Source organism: Rathayibacter sp. AY1H3, assembly GCF_002932015.1.
Genome location: NZ_PSUU01000025.1, coordinates 37289 through 54942 on the forward strand (window position 1 = coordinate 37289; position 17654 = coordinate 54942).

Here is a 17654-nt window from a genome sequence, read left to right on the forward strand (position 1 = left end):
CGCACAGTGCGGCGGAGCGGGGCTACGAGGCGGTCGAGTCGGCGCCGTCGTCGTCCGACCCGCCGTCGTCGGAGCCGGAGGTGCCCGCTCCGACCGGCGCGGCGCGTCGCCCGGCCTCGATCAGGGCGGTCGACGCAGCCGCTCCGCCGATCAGGGCGAACAGCGCCCAGCCGGCTCCCCACTTGCGCTTGCCGATCAGGGCGTCGAACGAGAGCGCGCCGGGGCCGTCCGCGACGATCGCGGCCGTCGCCGCGACGAGGACGGCGTTGTACTCCCACCCGCCGCCCGCGTTCCACAGGCCGTTGCTCCAGTGCACCTTGCGCACGGCGGTGACCATCGTGGCGACGAGTCCGGCGGCGGCGAGCGGAGTCGCGGCGCCGAGGGCGAGAGCGGCGCCTCCGGCCGTCTCGGTCACCGCTGCGGCGACGGCGTTGCGCCGGGCCGGGTGCATCTCCAGGCTCGACATCATCTGCTCGGTGCCGTCGAGGCCGGGGCCGTCGAACGAGCCCCGCAGCTTCTGCAGACCGTGTCCGACGAAGAGCCCGCCGACGGCGAGACGGAGAACGAGTGAGCCGACCTTCATGGTGACCTCCGGGGTGGGGTGGGGACGTGTAGTGCGAGGGTCCCGGCTGCGCCGCGCCCGGTCAAGGGGTCGCGCCCGGTGAGCGGGCCGCGCGGAAGGTGTGCGCGCTCGGGGAGGGCTCAGAGCAGCGTGTAGGCGGAGGCGTCCATCATCACGGTGCCGTCGGTGCACACCTGGAGCTCGGCGGGGGCGCGGACCGCGCCGTCCGGGGCGTCGAGGACCTCGGCGACGAGGTACGCGGAGGTCCCGACCGTGCAGCCGTAGGCGCCGGGGGAGTGCCAGGCGACCCGGACGTCCGCCCGGGCGCCCGGGACGAGGATCACGGGAGCGTCGGGGTTCGGGCCGGACGCGTCGGCGACCGCGCTGATCCGGTTCCCGTCGGCGTCGGTCGCGTAGACGCCGGGGATGCCCGCGAGAGCGCAGTCGGAGGAGGAGGTGCTGGTGAGCACGAGGTCGAAGGCGCTGTTCCCGGCACCCGACGCGTCGGGGTCGGGGCGGTACTCCATCGTCAGGTCGGAGCCCGTGCAGCGCGCCGCCGCCGGATCCGCGGCGGGAGAACCGGTCGACGAGGGCTCGGGGGTCGCCGTGACCGTGACGGTCACGGTGGGAGTCGGCGTCGGAGCGGGAGTCGGCGAAGACGTCGGGGTCGCGGTCGCGGTCGGTGTCGGGAGCGGCGTCCGCGCGGACGGGGCTCCGCCGCTGCCCGCGCAGCCGGTGAGGACGAGGACGAGTGCTGCTGCTGCCAGCGCGGAGGCGCCGGTCCGGTGCGAGAACGTGCTCATGTCCGCAGTCTGCCACCGCCCGGACCGATCGGCCCCGCGGATCCGCGAGCATTCTCGGAGGTCCCGGTCAGGGAGGCGGAGGACGGATGCGGCGGGCGTCCGGAGGTGCCCCTCCTCGCGCCCGCCGCACCGGGGTCGGCGCTAGACGCGGACGACCATCTTCCCGGTGTTGCCGCCGCGCATCATCGAGAGGAACGCGTCCACGGCGTGGTCGATGCCGTCGACGACGGTCTCGTCGTAGGCGATCTCTCCGTCGGCGAACCAGCCGGCCATCAGCCGGTTGAACTCCGGCGAGTGGTCGAGGTAGCCGGACAGCGTGAATCCGCGCAGCGTGAGACCGCGGGTGATGATGTTCGCCATGTTGTCGGGGCCGGGTGTCTTCTCGGTGCTGTTGTAGCCGGCGATCGCTCCGCAGAGCGCCGCGCGGCCGCCGTCGCGGAAGGCGTCGAGGGCCGCTTCGAGGTGGTCGCCGCCGACGTTGTCGAAGTACACGTCGATCCCGTCGGGCGCGGCCTCGGCCAGCTGCTCGCGGACCGGGCCGGAGTGGTAGTCGAAGGCGGCGTCGTAGCCGTACTTCTCGGTGAGCAGGGCGACCTTCTCGGCCGAGCCCGCGGATCCGACGACCCGCTCGGCTCCGAGGAGGCGCGCGATCTGACCGGCGGCCGAGCCGACGGCTCCCGCGGCGCCCGAGACGAAGACGGTGTCGCCCTCCTTCATGCCCGCGATGGCGATGAGCCCGACGTACGCGGTGAGTCCGGTCATCCCGAGGATGCCGAGGCGGAGCGAGAGCGGCACTCCGGGGATCTCGGGGACGACGCGGAACTGCGACGACTCGGCCTGCACGACGTCGCGCCAGCCGAGCTGGTGCAGGACCGCGCTGCCGACGGGGAACGCGGGGTCGTCGGAGACGGTCACCCGGCCGACGGCACCGCCGGTCATGGTCTCGCCGAGGGCGAAGGGCGGGGTGTAGCTCTTCACGTCGTTCATGCGGCCGCGCATGTAGGGGTCGACCGAGAGGAAGGCGTTCTCGACGCGGATCTCGCCCGCGGCCGGGTCGCCGTACTCGACGGTCGCGGTCCGGAAGTCCTCGGCGACGGGCCAGCCGTCGGGGCGGCGGACGAGCTGGATCTGGGTGCTGGTGACGGTGCTCATAGGACCTTTCGTGGTGGTGGATCGGAGGGGATCAGAGTGAGAGGCCGACGGCGAGCGCGATCACCGCGAGCAGACCCGGGGTCATCTGGGTCAGCGCGGCGCGGCGCTTGGTCGGAGCGGAGAGGAGCAGGACGAGTGCTGCGGCGACCATCGATCCGGCGCCGGCGAAGACGAGGGCCGCGCCGACGGCGGTGGCGCCGATCGCGACGGCGACGATGCCCGCCACGGTGACGACGGCGAGGAAGAGGTTGTAGAAGCCCTGGTTGTAGGCCATCTCCTTCGTCGCCTCCGCCTCGCCGGCGGTCGTGCCGAACGTCGTTCGGGCGCGCGAGGTCGTCCAGAGGACCGACTCGAGCACGAAGATGTAGACGTGCAGCGCCGCGGCGAGAGCGGCGAGCACCAGTCCGAGAACGATCACGGCGGGCCTCCAGGCGATGGTCGTGGTGCGGAGGGCTCCGCACCGATTGTGTAACGACCAGTCCACAATATACTGGAGCGAGCGGTCCGCGCCAGTGCGGCGCCGCAGCTGTCACCCCTCAGGAGGAGCACCGTGGGTCGCACGCAGGGCTTCGACACCGAGCAGGTCGTCCGCGCCGCCCGCGCCGTCTTCTGGGAGAGCGGCTTCGAGGAGGCGTCCCTCCCGGACCTGGAGTCCGCGACCGGACTGCGCCGCTCCAGCCTCTACCACGCCTTCGGCAGCAAGCGCGGGCTCTTCGACGCTGCCGTGCAGAGCTACCTCGACGAGGTGGTGCGGCCCCGGCTCGCCCCGCTCGTCGATCCGCGAGGGGCGTCGCCGACGGCGCTCGAGGAGTACTTCGCCGGGCTGCGGGCGGCGCTCGCCGACTCCCGCACGCTCTCGGCGAAGAGCGGCTGCCTGCTGCTCAACGCCGCGGGCGCGCCGATCGCGCGCGACGACGCCGTGCGCGAGGTGATCGCCGACTACCGGGCCGAGCTGCTGGGCGCACTGCGCACCGGAGCGCTGGCCCGCTGGCCCGACGCGCAGGCGTGGGCGTCGGCTCAGGCGGACGTCCTCGTGTCGCTGCTGGTGGCCGCGCTCGTGCTGGCCCGCGTCGATCCGGCGCAGTCGCTCGCCACCGTGGACGCCGCGCTCGCGCTCGTCCGGTCCTCCGCGCCCTGACGGCCGGCGCGATTAACGCCGGAGCACCGCTCTCGCGCCGGGCCCGCCCTCGCACCCGGCGCGCCGGGTCGGTCCGCACAGCACGACGCCCCCGTGCGCCTCGCGTCCCCGTGGGACGGATGCGCGCGGGGGCGTCGGGCGGGCGGGTTCAGTCGGTTCCGGCGTCGAACGCCGCACCCTCCGAGGCCAGGTCGGTGGCGCGTCCGAGCGCATCGGCCGCTGCAGACCCGCCGCCCTCGGTGATCGCGTCGGCCTCGCCGATCTCGAGCTCGCCGACGAGCTCGGCGGTCGGACCGCCGACGAGGCCGGCGGCCGCGTACTGCTCGAGCCGCGAGCGGGAGTCGGCGATGTCGAGGTTGCGCATCGTGAGCTGCCCGATGCGGTCCTCGGGGCCGAAGGCGGCGTCGCCGACCCGCTCCATCGAGAGCTTGTCCGGGTGGTAGCTCAGCGCGGGGCCGGTCGTGTCGAGGATCGTGTAGTCGTCGCCGCGGCGCAGACGCAGGGTGACCTCCCCGGAGACGGCCGAGCCGACCCAGCGCTGGATGGACTCGCGCAGCATCAGCGACTGCGGGTCGAGCCAGCGGCCCTCGTACATCAGGCGGCCGAGACGGCGGCCCTCCGAGTGGTACTGGGCGACGGTGTCCTCGTTGTGGATCGCGTTCAGCAGGCGCTCGTAGGCGATGTGCAGCAGCGCCATGCCGGGGGCCTCGTAGATGCCGCGGCTCTTGGCCTCGATGATCCGGTTCTCGATCTGGTCCGAGACGCCGAGCCCGTGGCGTCCGCCGATCGCGTTCGCCTCGAGCACGAGCGCGACGGCGTCCGAGAACTCGACGCCGTTCAGCGCGACGGGGCGGCCGGCCTCGAAGCGCACCGAGACGACCTCGGAGGCGATCTCGACCTCGTCGCGCCACGACGCGACCCCCATGATCGGCTCGACGAGCTCGAGGCCGCTGGAGAGCTCCTCGAGGCGCTTGGCCTCGTGGGTGGCGCCCCAGATGTTGGCGTCGGTCGAGTAGGCCTTCTCGGTGGCGTCGCGGTAGGGGAAGCCGCGGGCGACCAGCCACTCCGACATCTCGGTGCGGCCGCCGAGCTCGTTGACGAACTGCACGTCGAGCCAGGGCTTGTAGATGCGCAGGCGGGGGTTGGCGAGCAGGCCGTAGCGGTAGAACCGCTCGATGTCGTTGCCCTTGTAGGTCGAGCCGTCGCCCCAGATGTCGACGCCGTCCTCGCGCATGGCGCGGACGAGGAGGGTTCCGGTCACGGCGCGGCCGAGGGGGGTGGTGTTGAAGTAGGTCTTGCCGCCGGAGCGGATGTGGAAGGCGCCGCACTGCAGGGCGACGAGCCCCTCCTCGACCAGCGCGCTCTTCGCGTCGACGAGGCGCGAGATCTCGGCGCCGTACTGGGCTGCGCGGGACGGGACGCTCTCGATGTCGGGCTCGTCGTACTGGCCGATGTCGGCCGTGTACGTGCAGGGCACCGCGCCCTTCTCGCGCATCCAGGCGACGGCGACGGATGTGTCGAGGCCTCCCGAGAATGCGATTCCGACACGCTCGCCCACGGGCAGACTGCTCAACACTTTCGACATGCCTCCGATTTTAGGAGGAACGGGGACCTCCTCCGTGCCGCGGGAGGTCCGAGCCGCCTCCCGGGGCGCCCGCGCGGGGTGCGCTCCGGCCGTGGGAGCACGTCCTCCGTCGATCCGCGTCGATCGCCGCCGCCCCCGACCGGGGCGCGCGAGCCGGGCGGAGGCTCCGTGGTCCGGAGGCGGCGCCCGCGCAGCCGGCGCGGATCGCCCGCTCCGGCTGAGTGGTTCCGCGCGGCCCGGATGGACGGCCGTGGCGAGCGCGTGCCAGGCTCCGCTCGACCCCGGCTTCCGCCGCCGCCGCCTCCGAAAGGGCTCTCCGTGCCACGACCTCCTCATCGCCTCGCGGCGATGGCCCTCGCCTGCCTGCTCGCCGCGGGCGGTTCCGCCGCTCTGGCGCCGTCCGCCCTCGCGACGCAGGCCGTCGCCGAGACTCCGACCGCCTTCGTCCCGGGGGAGACTCCGCCCGCAGAGGCGCGCGGATCGCAGACCTACACGAACGCCCTCCTCGGCGGCGACTCGCTCGACGCGGGCGAGCGCATCTTCTCGAACGGAGACTCCGCGAGCTTCGAGATGCAGGCGGACGGCAACGCCGTGATCTACGACGCCGGGCGCCGCCCCGTCTGGAGCACCAGGACCCAGGGCACCGGAGCGACCACGGTGCGGATGCAGGAGGACGGCAACCTCGTCGTCGTGACCGGCTCCGGCACGCCCGTCTGGGCGTCCGGGACCGCGGGAGAGACCGGCGCGCTCGCCCTCATCCAGGACGACGGGCAGCTCGTGCTCGTCCGCCCGAACGGGGACACGGCCTGGTCCTCGGCCGACGAGCAGGAGCCCGAGCCGGAGCCGATCGCCGACGTCCTCGACAGCGGGCGCGAGCTCTCTCCGGGACAGCAGCTGACCGCCTCCGACGGCCGCTCGCGCGCCGCGATGCAGAGCGACGGCAATCTCGTCGTCTCCGTGGACGGATCGCCGCGCTGGAGCTCCGTCACCTCCGGAGCGGGCAACCGCCTCGCGATGCAGACCGACGGGAACGCGGTGGTCTCGGCCCCCGGGTCCGGCGTGCGCTGGCAGGCGGGAACGCCCGGGAACCCGGGCGCGCGGATGCGGATGCAGAACGACGGCAACCTGGTGATCACCGCCGCCTCCGGACGGCCGCTCTGGGCGAGCTCGACCTCGCGCGCGCCTGAGATCCGCGACGTCCTCTCCTCCGGCTCGCGGCTCAGCCGGGGACAGCAGCTCACCTCGCCGGACGGCCGGTCGCGCGCCTCCCTGCAGGGCGACGGCAATCTCGCGGTCTACTCGCGGGGGGACGTCCGCTGGGGCGCCGGCACCCAGGGCGAGGGCGAGACGCTCTCGATGCAGTCCGACGGCAACGCCGTGGTCACCTCCGCCTCGGGCCGACCCCTCTGGGCCTCGGGTACGGCGGGCAACCCGGGATCCCGCCTGCAGATGCAGAACGACGGCAACCTGGTCGTCTACTCCGCCTCGGGCCGCGCGCTGTGGGCGAGCGACACCCCTCCGGCGCCGCCCGCGCCCGCCGTCCGGGACACCCTCTCCTCCGGGAGCCGGCTCACCTCCGGACAGCTGCTGCGCTCCTCCGACGGAGGGAGCGAGGCGGTCATGCAGGGCGACGGCAACCTCGTCGTCTACTCGCGCGGCTCGGCCCGCTGGGCGGCCGGCACGTCCGGAGGCGGCAACCGGCTCGAGATGCAGTCCGACGGCAACGCCGTGGTCTACGCGGGCTCCGGCGGAGCGCGCTGGCAGTCCGGCACGGCGGGCAGCCCGGGCTCCCGGATGGTCATGCAGAACGACGGCAACCTGGTGATCTACTCGCCGCAGGGCCGCGCACTCTGGGCGAGCACGCAGGCCGCGGCACCGGCGCCGGCACCGGCGCCCGGCCCGGGACGACCTGCTTATCCCGGCGACGCTGTGAACTGCGACGACTTCCCGGACCAGGCCTCAGCTCAGCGGTACTTCGACCTGTACTACCCGTACTACGGCGATGTCGCAGGGCTCGACAGGGACGACGACGGGTTCGCCTGCGAGTCCAACTGAAGGCAGCGTAGGTCCGCCCCTGCCGGAGGGGCCAGGCCCGAGCGGTCCCTTGCAGGCCTCCGGGCCGCGCCCGCGGGTCTCGAGTGGTGAACACGACCCGCCTGCGCGAGAGGCTCTCCGGCAAACGACCATCGACAAGGCGCCTTGCGCACTGATGCTCCGCTGCCGCCCGAGCTCCCGCGCCGCCGGGCGACCCGGCATGCTGGGGCAGGACTCCGCCGACGACGCGGATCGGAAGGACGCCATGACCCCGACGACCCCCTCCAGCCGCGAGAGCCTGCTGGTCACCCCCGACGAGCTCGCCGAGCTCATGGCCTCCACCGAGCCGCCGCTCGTCCTCGACGTGCGCTGGCGCCTCGACCGGCCCGACGGCCGCCCGGAGTACCTCGCGGGTCACCTGCCCGGCGCGGTGCACGTCGACCTCGATCACGAGCTGGCCGCCCACGGCGAGCCGGAGGAGGGGCGCCACCCGCTGCCTCCGATCGAGGTGCTGCAGGAGGCGGCGCGCGGCTGGGGGCTCCGCCGGGGCCGGTCCGTCGTCGTGTACGACGACGCGCGTAGCGTCCCGGCCGCGCGGGCCTGGTGGCTGCTGCGGGCGACGGGAGTGGAGGACGTCCGCCTGCTCGACGGGTCGCTCGCCGGCTGGATCCGCTCGGGGCGGGAGCTCGAGACGGGCGACGTCCCGCGCGAGCGGGGCGACGTCGAGCTGGCCTACGGTCGGCTCCCGGTGCTGGACATCGACGAGGCGGCGGCGCTGCCCTCGGCGGGCGTCCTGCTCGACGCCCGCGCCCCTGAGCGGTACCGCGGCGAGGTCGAGCCGATCGACCCGCGGGCGGGCCACATCCCCGGCGCTCGGAACGCTCCCGCGTCCGCGGCGCTCGACTCCGAGGGGCGGTTCCGGCCCGCCTCCGACCTGCGCGCCGGATTCGAGGCGCTCGGCGTGCGGGAGCACGCCCCCGTCGGCGTGTACTGCGGCAGCGGCGTCTCGGCCGCGGTCGACGTCGTCGCGCTCACTCTCGCGGGCTTCGCGCCGGCGCTCTACCCGGGCTCCTGGTCGCAGTGGTCGAGCACGCCGGGCCGGACGGTGGCGACCGGGTCGGAGGCCTGAAGCGCCTTCTTCGGATCGCGCGCGGAGCTCAGCTCAGGCGCGAGTGCTCGCCGAGGTGGTGCCAGGTGCGGTTGTGGTAGACGAGCGGCGCCGTGGTCTCGGAGTCCTCGGGCACGTGGGCCTCGAGGGCGTGCACGGCGACGATCGTGGACGATCCCGCCTCCATGCGGTTGATCACCGTGCCGCGGATCCAGGCGGCGGCGCCCGGGAAGAACGGCTCGCCCGTGGGCAGCCGCGACCAGAGCGACGTGTCGGCGAAGCGGTCGATGCCGCTGGTCGAGCCCAGACGCGCCAGGTCGAGCTGCTCCGCCCCGAGCAGGTGCACGACCAGCGTCTCGGACGCCTGGATGGCCGGAGAGCTGGACGAGGCGGACGAGAGCGAGAAGACGAACAGCGGCGGCTCGGCGCTCACCGAGAAGACGGAGGTCGCGGTCAGGGCGACCGGGCCGGTGCCCGGGTCCGCGGTGATCAGCGCGACTCCGGCGGCGTGGTTGCGGAACGCGAGCTTGAAGTCCTCCGGGGAGAGTCCGGCGAAGGCGCGGTGCTCCGGCTCGCGGTCCGGGGTGGTGGCGAGGTTCTCGCGGCTCATCGGAGACTCCTGATCGATCGAGGGTGCGGCACGGGGTGGTGGCCCGCCGTCGCGCCGCAGCACGGCTCCTCCAGACTGGCGCACCGACCGGGGGAGGGCCGCCCTATTGCGGAGTATGACGCCGCCACCTCGGGGAACGCCGATCCGCCGCTCCCTGTTCCCGATCACGCCGCATCGGGTGCCCGTCCTCGGCGCCGGAGCCCGCGCACCCGTCGCTCGCCCTCAGCGCAACCCGTCGCCGCGGCCGCGGTCTGCGCGCAGACTCGAGGGCATGGCCCACCGTCAGCGCACGTCCACCGCGCACCCCGAGAGCAAGACCTGCGCCTCCTGCGGTCGCGAGATCGAGTGGCGCGCGAAGTGGGCACGGGATTGGGAGGACGTCCGCTACTGCTCGGACGCCTGCCGCCGTCGCGGAGTCGGACCGGAGGAGGCGCGCCTCGAGGAGGAGATCCGCACCGTCCTGCTCGCGCGAGCGGCGTCGTCGACGGCGTGCCCGTCCGAGGTCGCGCGCCGGGTCGGCGGCGAGGAGTGGCGGCCGCTGATGGAGCCCGTCCGCCGGGCCGCGCGCCGCCTGGTCGACCGGGGCGAGATCGACATCGTGCAGGGCGGACAGGTCGTCGACCCCTCGCGGGCGAAGGGCCCGATCCGGCTGCGGCGGCGCCCCGGCGGACCCCTGTCGCCGGGCGGCGCCGCGGGCTAGCCTCAGCAGATGCCCAGCAGCGACGCCGTCGTCCTCACCGTCCCCGGACCGCACGGCGACCGGGAGGTGCGGATCTCGAGCCCCGAGCGCGTGCTCTTCCCGGAGCCGGGCATCACCAAGCGCGAGGTCGCGGAGTACCTGATCGCCGTCGGCGAGCCGTTCGTCGCGGCGAACGGCGGCCGCCCCGTCTCGCTGCAGCGCTTCTCCTCCGGGATCGAGGGCGAGCAGTTCTTCTCGAAGAACCCGCCCAAGGGCACGCCCGAGTACGTCCGGTCCGTCCCGGTGACGTACCCGAGCGGGCGGGTGCATCCGCAGCTCGTGATCGACGAGCCCGCGGCCGCCGTCTGGGCGGCGCAGATGAACACCGTCGTCTTCCACCCGTGGGCGTCCCGCGCCGATGCGCCCGACCTGCCCGACCAGCTCCGGATCGACCTCGACCCGCAGCCCGGCACCGACGTCGCCGACGCGGTCGTCGCCGCGCACGCGCTGCGGGAGGTCCTGCGGCAGGCCGGCCTCGACCCGTTCGTGAAGACGTCCGGCAACCGCGGCCTGCACGTCTTCGCGCCGATCGTCGCCGAGCACGAGTTCCTCGACGTCCGCCACGCGGTGATCGCCGCGGCGCGCGAGCTGGAGCGGCGGATGCCCGAGCAGGTCACGACGGCGTGGTGGAAGGAGGAGCGCGGCGAGCGGATCTTCGTCGACTTCAACCAGGCCAACCGCGACCGGACGATCGCCGGTGCCTACAGCCCGCGGCCGCTCGCGCACGCTCCCGTCTCCACTCCGCTGGACTGGGACGAGCTCGACGGCGTCGACCCGCGGGCCTTCACGATCCGCACGGTCCCGGCGCGCCTCGCCGAGCGCGGTGATCCGTGGGCCCGGATGCACGACGCCCCCGGTCACCTCGACGCCCTGCTCGGCTGGTGGGAGCGCGATGTCGCCGCCGGCCTCGGCGAGCTGCCGTTCCCGCCCGACTTCCCCAAGATGCCGGGCGAGCCGCCCCGCGTGCAGCCCAGCCGCGCGAAGAAGGCCTAGCCGAGGACGTCGCCGAGGTCGTACGCGGTCGGCTGCTCCAGCTGCTCCATGGTGCAGGAGGCGGCGTCGCGGTCCGGGCGCCAGCGCTCGAACTGCACGGTGTGCCGGAAGCGGTCGCCCTCGCGCTGGTCGTAGCGGACCTCGAGCACGAGCTCGGGACGCAGACGCACGAAGGAGGTGTCGCGGCCGCTCGAGAACCGGCTCCGCTCGCCCTCGCCGCGCACCGGTGCTCCCTCCGCGTCGCGCTCGACCGCGGGTGCGAGCTCCTCCAGGAGCTGCACGCGACGCTCGTCGCTGAAGGCCGAGGCCCCGCCGACCTGGCGGACCTCGCCGTCGTCGCCGTGCAGGCCGAGCAGGATCGAGCCCACGCCCGGCTTGGAGGCGTGCTCGCGGTACCCGATCGCGATCACGTCGGCCGTGCGGTGGTGCTTGACCTTGAGCACGGCGCGCTTCCCGGGGGAGTAGGGCGCGGCCAGGGGCTTCGCCACGACGCCGTCCAGTCCTGCGCCCTCGAAGCGCTCCAGCCAGTCGCGCGCCAGAACCTCGTCGTCGGTGGCGCGGCCGAGGTGCAGCGGATGCGGGACGCCGGCCATCACCGCGGCGAGCGCCTCCCGCCGCGCCGAGTACGGCTCCTCGAGCATGCTACGCCCGTCCACGGCGAGCAGGTCGAAGGCGACGAGCATCGCCGGGGTGGTCTCCGCCAGCATCCTCACGCGGCTCGCGGCCGGATGGATGCGCTGCGAGAGCAGGTCCCAGTCGAGCCGCTGGGCACCCGGCTCGCCGGTCGCCAGGACGATCTCGCCGTCGAGCACGCAGCCGTCGGGGAGCAGCCGGAGGAAGGCCTCGACGAGCTCGGGGAAGTACCGGGTCAGCGGCTTGGAGCCGCGGCTCCCGATCTCGCACTCGCCGCCGGAGACCGAGACGATCGCGCGGAACCCGTCCCACTTCGGCTCGTAGGAGTATCCGCCCGCGATGGCGGTCTGCTCCGGCACCGCAGGAACGGCCTTGGCGAGCATCGGGGCGACGGGGAGCGCGAACGGGAGGTCCATGCCCTGATCATCCCGGCCGCGATCCCCGGCCGCACCCCCTTCCGGAAGGCTGTGGACCGGGACGTTCCGGGCCCGCCGCGGAGGTTCGAGGCGTAGCGTTCCCGGCATGAGCATTGACTGGAAGCGCTGGACGCCCGTCGCCGTCGTCCCCGCGGTCGTCGTCGCCGCGGCCGTCGCCCTCCCCCTCTCGGCGAGCGCCGCGGGAGACCTCCCCGAGAAGTCCACCGCCGACCTCCTCGCCTTCGTCGCCGAGAGCGACACCACGGCGTTCTCCGGCGAGATCCGGCAGACCTCGGACCTCGGCCTGCCCGACCTCTCGGCGCTCGGCGGCTCGGCCGGCTCGGCGTCCGCCGACCCCGCCGACTCCCTCGTCGAGCTCGCCACGGGCTCGCACCAGGCGCGCGTGTACGTCGACGCCGAGAAGGGCGCGCGCCTCCAGGTGCTCGACCGGCTGGCCGAGCGCGACGTCATCGCCTCGACGACCGACGGAGTCTGGATCTACGACTCGAGCGCGAACACCGCCACCCACCTCGTGCCTCCCGCGGGCGGAGCCCCCGAGGCCTCGCCGGGCGATCAGGTCGTCACGCCGTCGTCCGCCGCCGAGCAGCTGCTCGCCGCGATCGACCCGACGACCACGGTCGCGGTCGGCTCGGACGTCAGCGTCGCCGGGCGCGACGCGTACGAGCTCGTGCTCACGCCCCGCGACGGCGGCACCCTCGTGGGCTCCGTGACCGTCTCGGTCGACGGCGAGACGGGCCTCCCGCTCGGGGTAGCCGTGACCGCCCGCGGGGGCACCGCGCCCTCGTTCAGCGTCGCGTACACGAGCATCGACTTCTCGACACCCGACGCGTCCCTCTTCTCCTTCACGCCCCCGGCCGGCGCCGAGGTGACGGAGCAGGCCGCTCCGGTCGACGACGCGGCGGACGCCTCCGACGCGCCCGCCGCGGGCACGGCCGAGCACTCCGACGTCGTCACCACGGGCTCCGGCTGGACGAGCGTCGTCGAGCTGCCCGCCGGTGACGCCGACGCGCTCTCCTCGCTCGACGCTGTCACCACGCCGGTCGACGGCGGCCGCATCCTCTCCTCCGCCCTGCTGACCGTCCTCGTCACCGACGACGGACGCGTCCTCGCCGGAGCGGTCCCGGCCGAGACGCTCCGCGACGCGGCCTCCGCTCGGTGACGGCGGGCGAGCTCGCAGTCGAGACGCGGGGCCTCACCAAGCGCTTCGGGCGCCAGGAGGCGGTCTCCGGTCTCGACCTCGCCGTTCCCCGCGGCGCCGTCTTCGGCTTCCTCGGCCCGAACGGCTCGGGCAAGACCACGACGATCCGGATGCTGCTCGCCCTCGCCGCGCCGACCGCGGGCAGCATCACCGTCCTCGGGCAGGCCATGCCCCGGCGCGCGGCCGAGGTCCTGCCCCGAGTGGGGGCGCTGGTCGAGGGGCCGGGCTTCTACCCGTTCCTCTCCGGAGCGGCCAACCTCCGGCGCTTCGACGCCGCGGAGGCGGGCACCTCGTCCCGCACCCGCGACACCCGTGCGAAGGAGGCCCTCGCCCGCGTCGGTCTCTCGGCCGCGGCGCGCAAGAAGGTCGGCTCCTACTCCCTGGGCATGAAGCAGCGGCTCGGCATCGCGGTCGCCCTGCTCTCGCCGCGCGACCTGATCGTGCTGGACGAGCCCACGAACGGCCTCGACCCGCAGGGCACGCGCGAGGTCCGCGCTCTCGTGCACGGACTGAACCAGGACGGCACGACCGTCCTCGTCTCCAGCCACCTCCTCGCCGAGATCGAGCAGCTCTGCACCCACGCCGCCGTCATGCGCACAGGGCGCCTCGTCGCCCAGGGCGGGCTGGACGAGCTGCGCGGGGACGCCGCCTCGGTCGAGCTGCTGACGCCCGACCGCGAGCGCGCGATCGTGGCCCTGCACACCCGGGGTCTGGAGCCGCGCACCGCGCCGGGCCCGCACCCCGCCGATCCGCCGCTGGTCGTCGCCGCACTGCCGCCCGGGCTCGAGGCCGAGACGCTGGTCGCCGACCTCGTGCGGGCCGACGTCCGCGTCCGCGGGTTCGCCGTCCGCCGCCCCTCGCTCGAGGAGCGCTTCGTCGAGCTGACCGGGGAGGGTTTCGATGTCGAGCGCTGACGCGACCGTCCGCCGCGCGGGGATCGGGTCCCTGCTCGCCTCCGAGCTCGCCCTGCTCTTCCGCCGGCGCCGCACCTGGGCGCTGCTCGCGGCCCTGGCCGCCATCCCGATCCTGCTCGCCGTCGCGGTGCGGCTCTCGGGCGGCGACGGAGGCGGGCCGTCCTTCGTGGGAGCGATCGCCGGCAACGGCCTCTTCACCGGCTTCGCGGCCATCACGGTCGCCGTCCCGCTGTTCCTCCCGCTCACGGTCGGGGTCGTCGCCGGCGACGCGATCGCGGGCGAGGCCTCGCTCGGGACGCTGCGCTACCTGCTGGTCAGCCCCGTCGGCCGCGTGCGGCTGCTCGCGGTGAAGTTCGCCGCCTCCCTCGCCTTCTGCCTCGCCGCAGCACTCACCGTCATGGTGGTCGGGATCCTGATCGGCCTGGCGCTCTTCCCGGCGGGACCGGTGACGCTGCTCTCCGGCAGCACCGTCCCGCTCGCCGACGCGATCGGCCGGGCCCTGGCGATCGCCGTGTACGCGGCGCTCTCGCTGGTCGGGCTCTCGGCGATCGGCCTCTTCATCTCGACGCTGACCGATGTACCGGTCGGCGCCATGGCGGCCACCGTCGTCGTCTCCATCGCGGCGCAGATCGTCGGCTCGCTCTCGCAGCTGGACGCCCTCCACCCGTTCCTGCTGACGGACCGGTGGTTCGACTTCGCCGACCTCCTGCGCGACCCGATCGCGTGGAGCTCCTTCGGCGAGAACGCGCTGCTCCAGCTCGCCTATGTCGCCGTGTTCGGGTCGCTCGCGATCGGCCGCTTCACCACTCGCGACATCCTCTCCTGATCCCGGGGACGACGGAGGCCGCCCTCCCGCACTGCGGTGGGGGCGGCCTCCGGGTCGACGGGGTCAGCCCTGCGGAGCGATCCCGAAGCTGACGGAGCCGCCCTCGTCCACCTGCGCGTCGAGGACCTTGTCGCCGAGAGCGACGGAGGCGGCGACGTCGAGGAACACGCGCGCTCCGTCCTGCTCCACGACGGCGTCCGTCGTCTCGGGGGCCGCGGCGACCGCGACAGCGAAGTTGCGGGCGTCGAGATCGGTGCCGCTGATGCGCAGGCCTCCCTCGACAGGGGTCTCGGTCTGCCCGGTGATGGTCTTGACGACGGTGCTGGCGTTGTCGGTGAGGGTGAGCATCGGGTCGTTCCTTCCGTCCGTGGTCGATGAGGGGGCCACGTTGCCGGGATCCAGCGGCACCCTCAAGGCGGCGGAGCGGATGTGGAGGGGATGCACACCTGGACGGTCCGGGGAGTCGCGGCGCTCGCCGGAGCCTCGGCGGGCCGGGGGCGCCGCATCGCCTGCCACACTGGCCGGATGCATCCCGCCGACTCCTGCCCCTGCGGAAGCCGCCGCCACTACGCCGACTGCTGCCGCCCCGCCCACCTCGGCGAGGAGCCCTCGCCGACGGCGGAGCGCCTGATGCGCAGCCGCTACAGCGCGAACGTCCTCGGCAGCGCCCCCTACCTGCTCGGGAGCTGGCACCCCTCGACCCGGCCGCGCCGCATCGACCTCGATCCCGACGTCCAGTGGCGCCGGCTCCAGATCGTCGACACCTCGTTCGGCGGGGAGGGCGACGAGGAGGGCCTGGTCGAGTTCCGCGCCTCCTACCGCTCGCCCGCCGGCCCCGGCCTCGTGCACGAGCGCAGCCGCTTCCTGCGCGAGGACGGTCGCTGGCTCTACGTCGACGGCGAGATGCTCGGCGACGAGACCTGATCCGTCCGGGCCGTCCTACTCTGGAGGCATGGCCAAGGACTTCCGCCGGGCGGACGACGCGTCGCGCTACGAGCTCCACCTCGACGGCGCCCTGGTGGGCGTCCTCGACTACCGCGAGGCGCCCGGCAGCGTCTCCCTCGTCCGCTCCTTCACGACCCCGCCCTTCCGCGGCCGCGGGCTCGCAGGGGAGCTCGTCTCCTTCGCCGTCGACGACATCGAGGCCGCCGGCGGGCGGAGCGTCGTGCCGATGTGCTGGTACGTCGGGCAGTGGTTCGAGCAGCACCCCGAGAAGGCGCACCTCCTCGCTCCCTCCTGAGCCGCTCGCTCACTCGCGGACCGCGGGCTCCACTCCGGCCAGGTCCGGGCCGAGGCCGATGTCGACCAGGCGCAGACGGCCCGCGTAGGAGTCGCCCGGAGGCAGCAGCAGACCGGCCTTGATCGCGCCGAAGGCGACCGTCACATCGGCGCGCAGCACGGTGGGATCGGGGACCGACCCGTCGTCGGGATGGATTCCGCTCGGCAGGTCGACCGCGACGACCACCGGGCGCTCGGCCCGCCGCTCCAGCGCGTCGAGCACCGCCTCGACGACGACGCGCGGCCGCCCCCGCAGCGCGGGCTCCGTCGCTCCGATGCCGAGGATCCCGTCGACCAGGACATCCGCCCGCGCCACCGCCGCGGCGAGGCCGGGCGCGTCGTCGGCCGGCACCTGCCCGCAGCCCTCGTCGAGCGCCACGGCGAGGCCCCGGCGGTGCACCCGCTCGGCCGTGAGGACGAGGACGACGTCGGTTCCGGAGGAGGAGAGCTCGGCGGCCGCGTAGAGCGCGTCACCGCCGTTGTCGCCCGGACCGACCAGGACGAGCACCGAGCCCGGACGGGAGCGGTCGGAGCGCCCGGCGAGCAAGAGGCGAAGCTCGCGGGCGAGGCCGTCGGCGGCGCGCTGCATCAGCGGCTCCCGCCGGGCCAGGTGCGGAGCCTCGGCGGCCCGCACCTGCGCGGACGTGTATCCCTCGACCATGCGCTCCACTGTGCGCGCGGCGCTGCGGGCGTGCAACCCCGTCAGCTCTCCTGGACCGCCCGGTCCGACTCCTCGACGATCGCCCGCATCGCGGCCTCCGCAGCGTCCGCGTCGCCCGAGGCGACGGCGGCGGCCACCGCCCGGTGCAGCCGCACCGCGGTGGAGTCGGCCTCGCGCGGCATGAGCGCGTTGCGGGTGCGGCCGGCGAGGACCTCGGCGACCAGATCGCCCAGCTGCGCGAGCATCAGGTTGCCGGACGCGGCCAGGAGGGAGCGGTGGAAGGCGGTGTCGGCGGCGAGGTAGGCGGACTGGTCGGCTGCACGGGAGTGGGTGGAGAGGGCGTCGCCCGCCTCCGTGAGCGCCCGCCGCTGCTCCTCGGTCGCGTTCGCCGCGGCGAGCCGGGCGGCGAGCGGCTCCACCCCGAGTCGGAGCTCGCTGAGCTGGTGCAGCTGGCGCCGCCGGTCCGGGCCGTCCAGTCCCCACGCGACGACCCGCGTGTCCAGGGCGTTCCAGCACTCCGGAGGCTGGACCCGCGTCCCCGCGCGGCGGCGGGACGTCACGAGCCCGAGCGTCTCGAGGACGCGCACCGCCTCCCGCATCACCGAGCGGGAGACCCCGCGCCGTTCCGCACGCTCGTCGGCGCTGAAGGTGGTGCCCGGCGCGAGCTCGCCGCGCACGATCTGCGAGCCGAGCTCGTCCAGCACCGAGTGGTGCAGCGAGGGCGTCGGCGCGGGCATGCGGTCATCCTGCCATCGCCGGAGTCGCGTCCCGGCCGATCTTCGGGCATGATCGGGACACACGCAGGTTATGTCGGACAAAAGCCGGCCGCTGGCCGTCGGCTCGACCAAGGACGATCATGACACCGACCCTCCTCCCCGCCCTCCGCGCCGCCGCCGGGGACGCGGGTCCAGCCTCCGGAGTGCTGGAACGCCCTGGACACGCGGGTCGTCGCGTGGGGACTGGACGGCCCGGACCGGCGGCGC

At 74.3% G+C, this 17654-nt stretch carries 20 protein-coding genes; 10 read left to right on the forward strand and 10 right to left on the reverse strand.

Going from position 1 to position 17654, the window contains the following annotated elements; all coding sequences use genetic code 11:
• Positions 1 to 22 precede the first annotated feature (22 nt).
• The 4 genes from C5C33_RS11075 to C5C33_RS11095 all read right to left on the reverse strand — a co-directional run bounded on the left by C5C33_RS11075 (position 23) and on the right by C5C33_RS11095 (position 2935).
• Positions 23 to 583 carry a DoxX family protein gene (locus C5C33_RS11075; RefSeq protein ID WP_104222539.1) on the reverse strand — a complete coding sequence of 187 codons (561 nt, stop codon included), beginning with the start codon at positions 581 to 583 and terminating at the stop codon, positions 23 to 25.
• A gap of 119 nt (positions 584 to 702) precedes the next feature.
• Positions 703 to 1365, reverse strand: a complete 663-nt coding sequence (locus C5C33_RS18545) for a DUF4232 domain-containing protein (protein WP_181069116.1) — start codon at positions 1363 to 1365, stop codon at positions 703 to 705.
• A 141-nt stretch (positions 1366 to 1506) separates the two neighbouring features.
• Positions 1507 to 2517, reverse strand: a complete 1011-nt coding sequence (locus tag C5C33_RS11090) for an NADP-dependent oxidoreductase (RefSeq protein ID WP_104261130.1) — start codon at positions 2515 to 2517, stop codon at positions 1507 to 1509.
• 31 nt (positions 2518 to 2548) lie between these two features.
• Complete coding sequence (locus tag C5C33_RS11095; RefSeq protein WP_104261131.1) at positions 2549 to 2935, reverse strand: DUF1304 domain-containing protein; 387 nt, start codon at positions 2933 to 2935, stop codon at positions 2549 to 2551.
• A gap of 132 nt (positions 2936 to 3067) precedes the next feature.
• On the opposite strand from C5C33_RS11095, the gene C5C33_RS11100 reads away from it, so the two are divergent.
• Positions 3068 to 3655, forward strand: coding sequence for a TetR/AcrR family transcriptional regulator (locus C5C33_RS11100; protein ID WP_104261132.1), 588 nt, complete (start codon positions 3068 to 3070; stop codon positions 3653 to 3655).
• A gap of 148 nt (positions 3656 to 3803) precedes the next feature.
• On the opposite strand, the gene argG is transcribed toward C5C33_RS11100, so the two are convergent.
• On the reverse strand, positions 3804 to 5240 hold the full coding sequence (gene argG, locus C5C33_RS11105; protein ID WP_104222545.1) for an argininosuccinate synthase: 1437 nt from the start codon (positions 5238 to 5240) through the stop codon (positions 3804 to 3806).
• A 348-nt stretch (positions 5241 to 5588) separates the two neighbouring features.
• Between argG and C5C33_RS11110 the strand changes: the two genes are divergently transcribed.
• Together C5C33_RS11110 and C5C33_RS11115 are read left to right on the forward strand one after the other, a co-directional pair.
• On the forward strand, positions 5589 to 7295 hold the full coding sequence (locus tag C5C33_RS11110; protein ID WP_181136235.1) for an excalibur calcium-binding domain-containing protein: 1707 nt from the start codon (positions 5589 to 5591) through the stop codon (positions 7293 to 7295).
• A 244-nt stretch (positions 7296 to 7539) separates the two neighbouring features.
• A complete protein-coding gene (locus tag C5C33_RS11115) occupies positions 7540 to 8403 on the forward strand; it encodes a sulfurtransferase (protein ID WP_104261141.1) in 864 nt (287 codons plus the stop codon).
• A 28-nt stretch (positions 8404 to 8431) separates the two neighbouring features.
• Here C5C33_RS11115 and C5C33_RS11120 read toward each other — a convergent pair whose 3' ends face one another.
• Positions 8432 to 8992 carry a flavin reductase family protein gene (locus C5C33_RS11120; RefSeq protein WP_104222547.1) on the reverse strand — a complete coding sequence of 187 codons (561 nt, stop codon included), beginning with the start codon at positions 8990 to 8992 and terminating at the stop codon, positions 8432 to 8434.
• Positions 8993 to 9263: 271 nt separating this feature from the next.
• On the opposite strand from C5C33_RS11120, the gene C5C33_RS11125 reads away from it, so the two are divergent.
• Together C5C33_RS11125 and ligD are read left to right on the forward strand one after the other, a co-directional pair.
• Positions 9264 to 9692, forward strand: a complete 429-nt coding sequence (locus C5C33_RS11125; protein ID WP_104233370.1) for a DUF2256 and DUF3253 domain-containing protein — start codon at positions 9264 to 9266, stop codon at positions 9690 to 9692.
• A 9-nt stretch (positions 9693 to 9701) separates the two neighbouring features.
• Complete coding sequence (gene ligD / locus C5C33_RS11130) at positions 9702 to 10724, forward strand: non-homologous end-joining DNA ligase (RefSeq protein ID WP_181136236.1); 1023 nt, start codon at positions 9702 to 9704, stop codon at positions 10722 to 10724.
• Here the strand turns inward: ligD and C5C33_RS11135 are convergent.
• Entirely contained in the window at positions 10721 to 11773 is a 1053-nt protein-coding gene (locus C5C33_RS11135; RefSeq protein ID WP_104261134.1) for an ATP-dependent DNA ligase, read from the reverse strand. The genes ligD and C5C33_RS11135 overlap by 4 nt on opposite strands.
• A gap of 106 nt (positions 11774 to 11879) precedes the next feature.
• On the opposite strand from C5C33_RS11135, the gene C5C33_RS11140 reads away from it, so the two are divergent.
• Genes C5C33_RS11140 through C5C33_RS11150 form a run of 3 tightly spaced genes read left to right on the forward strand, consistent with a single transcriptional unit; the run spans position 11880 to position 14732 of the window.
• On the forward strand, positions 11880 to 12953 hold the full coding sequence (locus tag C5C33_RS11140; RefSeq protein WP_104261135.1) for a DUF2092 domain-containing protein: 1074 nt from the start codon (positions 11880 to 11882) through the stop codon (positions 12951 to 12953).
• Positions 12950 to 13906 carry an ABC transporter ATP-binding protein gene (locus tag C5C33_RS11145; protein WP_104261136.1) on the forward strand — a complete coding sequence of 319 codons (957 nt, stop codon included), beginning with the start codon at positions 12950 to 12952 and terminating at the stop codon, positions 13904 to 13906. The genes C5C33_RS11140 and C5C33_RS11145 overlap by 4 nt, the downstream gene beginning before the upstream one ends.
• Positions 13893 to 14732, forward strand: coding sequence for an ABC transporter permease (locus C5C33_RS11150; RefSeq protein ID WP_104255477.1), 840 nt, complete (start codon positions 13893 to 13895; stop codon positions 14730 to 14732). The genes C5C33_RS11145 and C5C33_RS11150 overlap by 14 nt, the downstream gene beginning before the upstream one ends.
• Before the next feature lie 63 nt (positions 14733 to 14795).
• On the opposite strand, the gene C5C33_RS11155 is transcribed toward C5C33_RS11150, so the two are convergent.
• A complete protein-coding gene (locus C5C33_RS11155) occupies positions 14796 to 15080 on the reverse strand; it encodes a hypothetical protein (protein ID WP_104225397.1) in 285 nt (94 codons plus the stop codon).
• A gap of 177 nt (positions 15081 to 15257) precedes the next feature.
• Between C5C33_RS11155 and C5C33_RS11160 the strand changes: the two genes are divergently transcribed.
• A complete protein-coding gene (locus tag C5C33_RS11160) occupies positions 15258 to 15656 on the forward strand; it encodes a YchJ family protein (protein ID WP_104261143.1) in 399 nt (132 codons plus the stop codon).
• Positions 15657 to 15684: 28 nt separating this feature from the next.
• The gene (locus C5C33_RS11165) at positions 15685 to 15972 is read left to right on the forward strand and encodes a GNAT family N-acetyltransferase (protein WP_104222554.1); all 288 of its coding nucleotides are present in this window, start codon (positions 15685 to 15687) and stop codon (positions 15970 to 15972) included.
• Positions 15973 to 15981: 9 nt separating this feature from the next.
• Here the strand turns inward: C5C33_RS11165 and C5C33_RS11170 are convergent, their stop codons facing one another.
• A complete protein-coding gene (locus tag C5C33_RS11170; protein ID WP_104261137.1) occupies positions 15982 to 16671 on the reverse strand; it encodes an NAD(P)H-hydrate epimerase in 690 nt (229 codons plus the stop codon).
• A gap of 41 nt (positions 16672 to 16712) precedes the next feature.
• Positions 16713 to 17408, reverse strand: a complete 696-nt coding sequence (locus C5C33_RS11175; protein ID WP_104233364.1) for a FadR/GntR family transcriptional regulator — start codon at positions 17406 to 17408, stop codon at positions 16713 to 16715.
• Positions 17409 to 17654 lie beyond the last annotated feature (246 nt).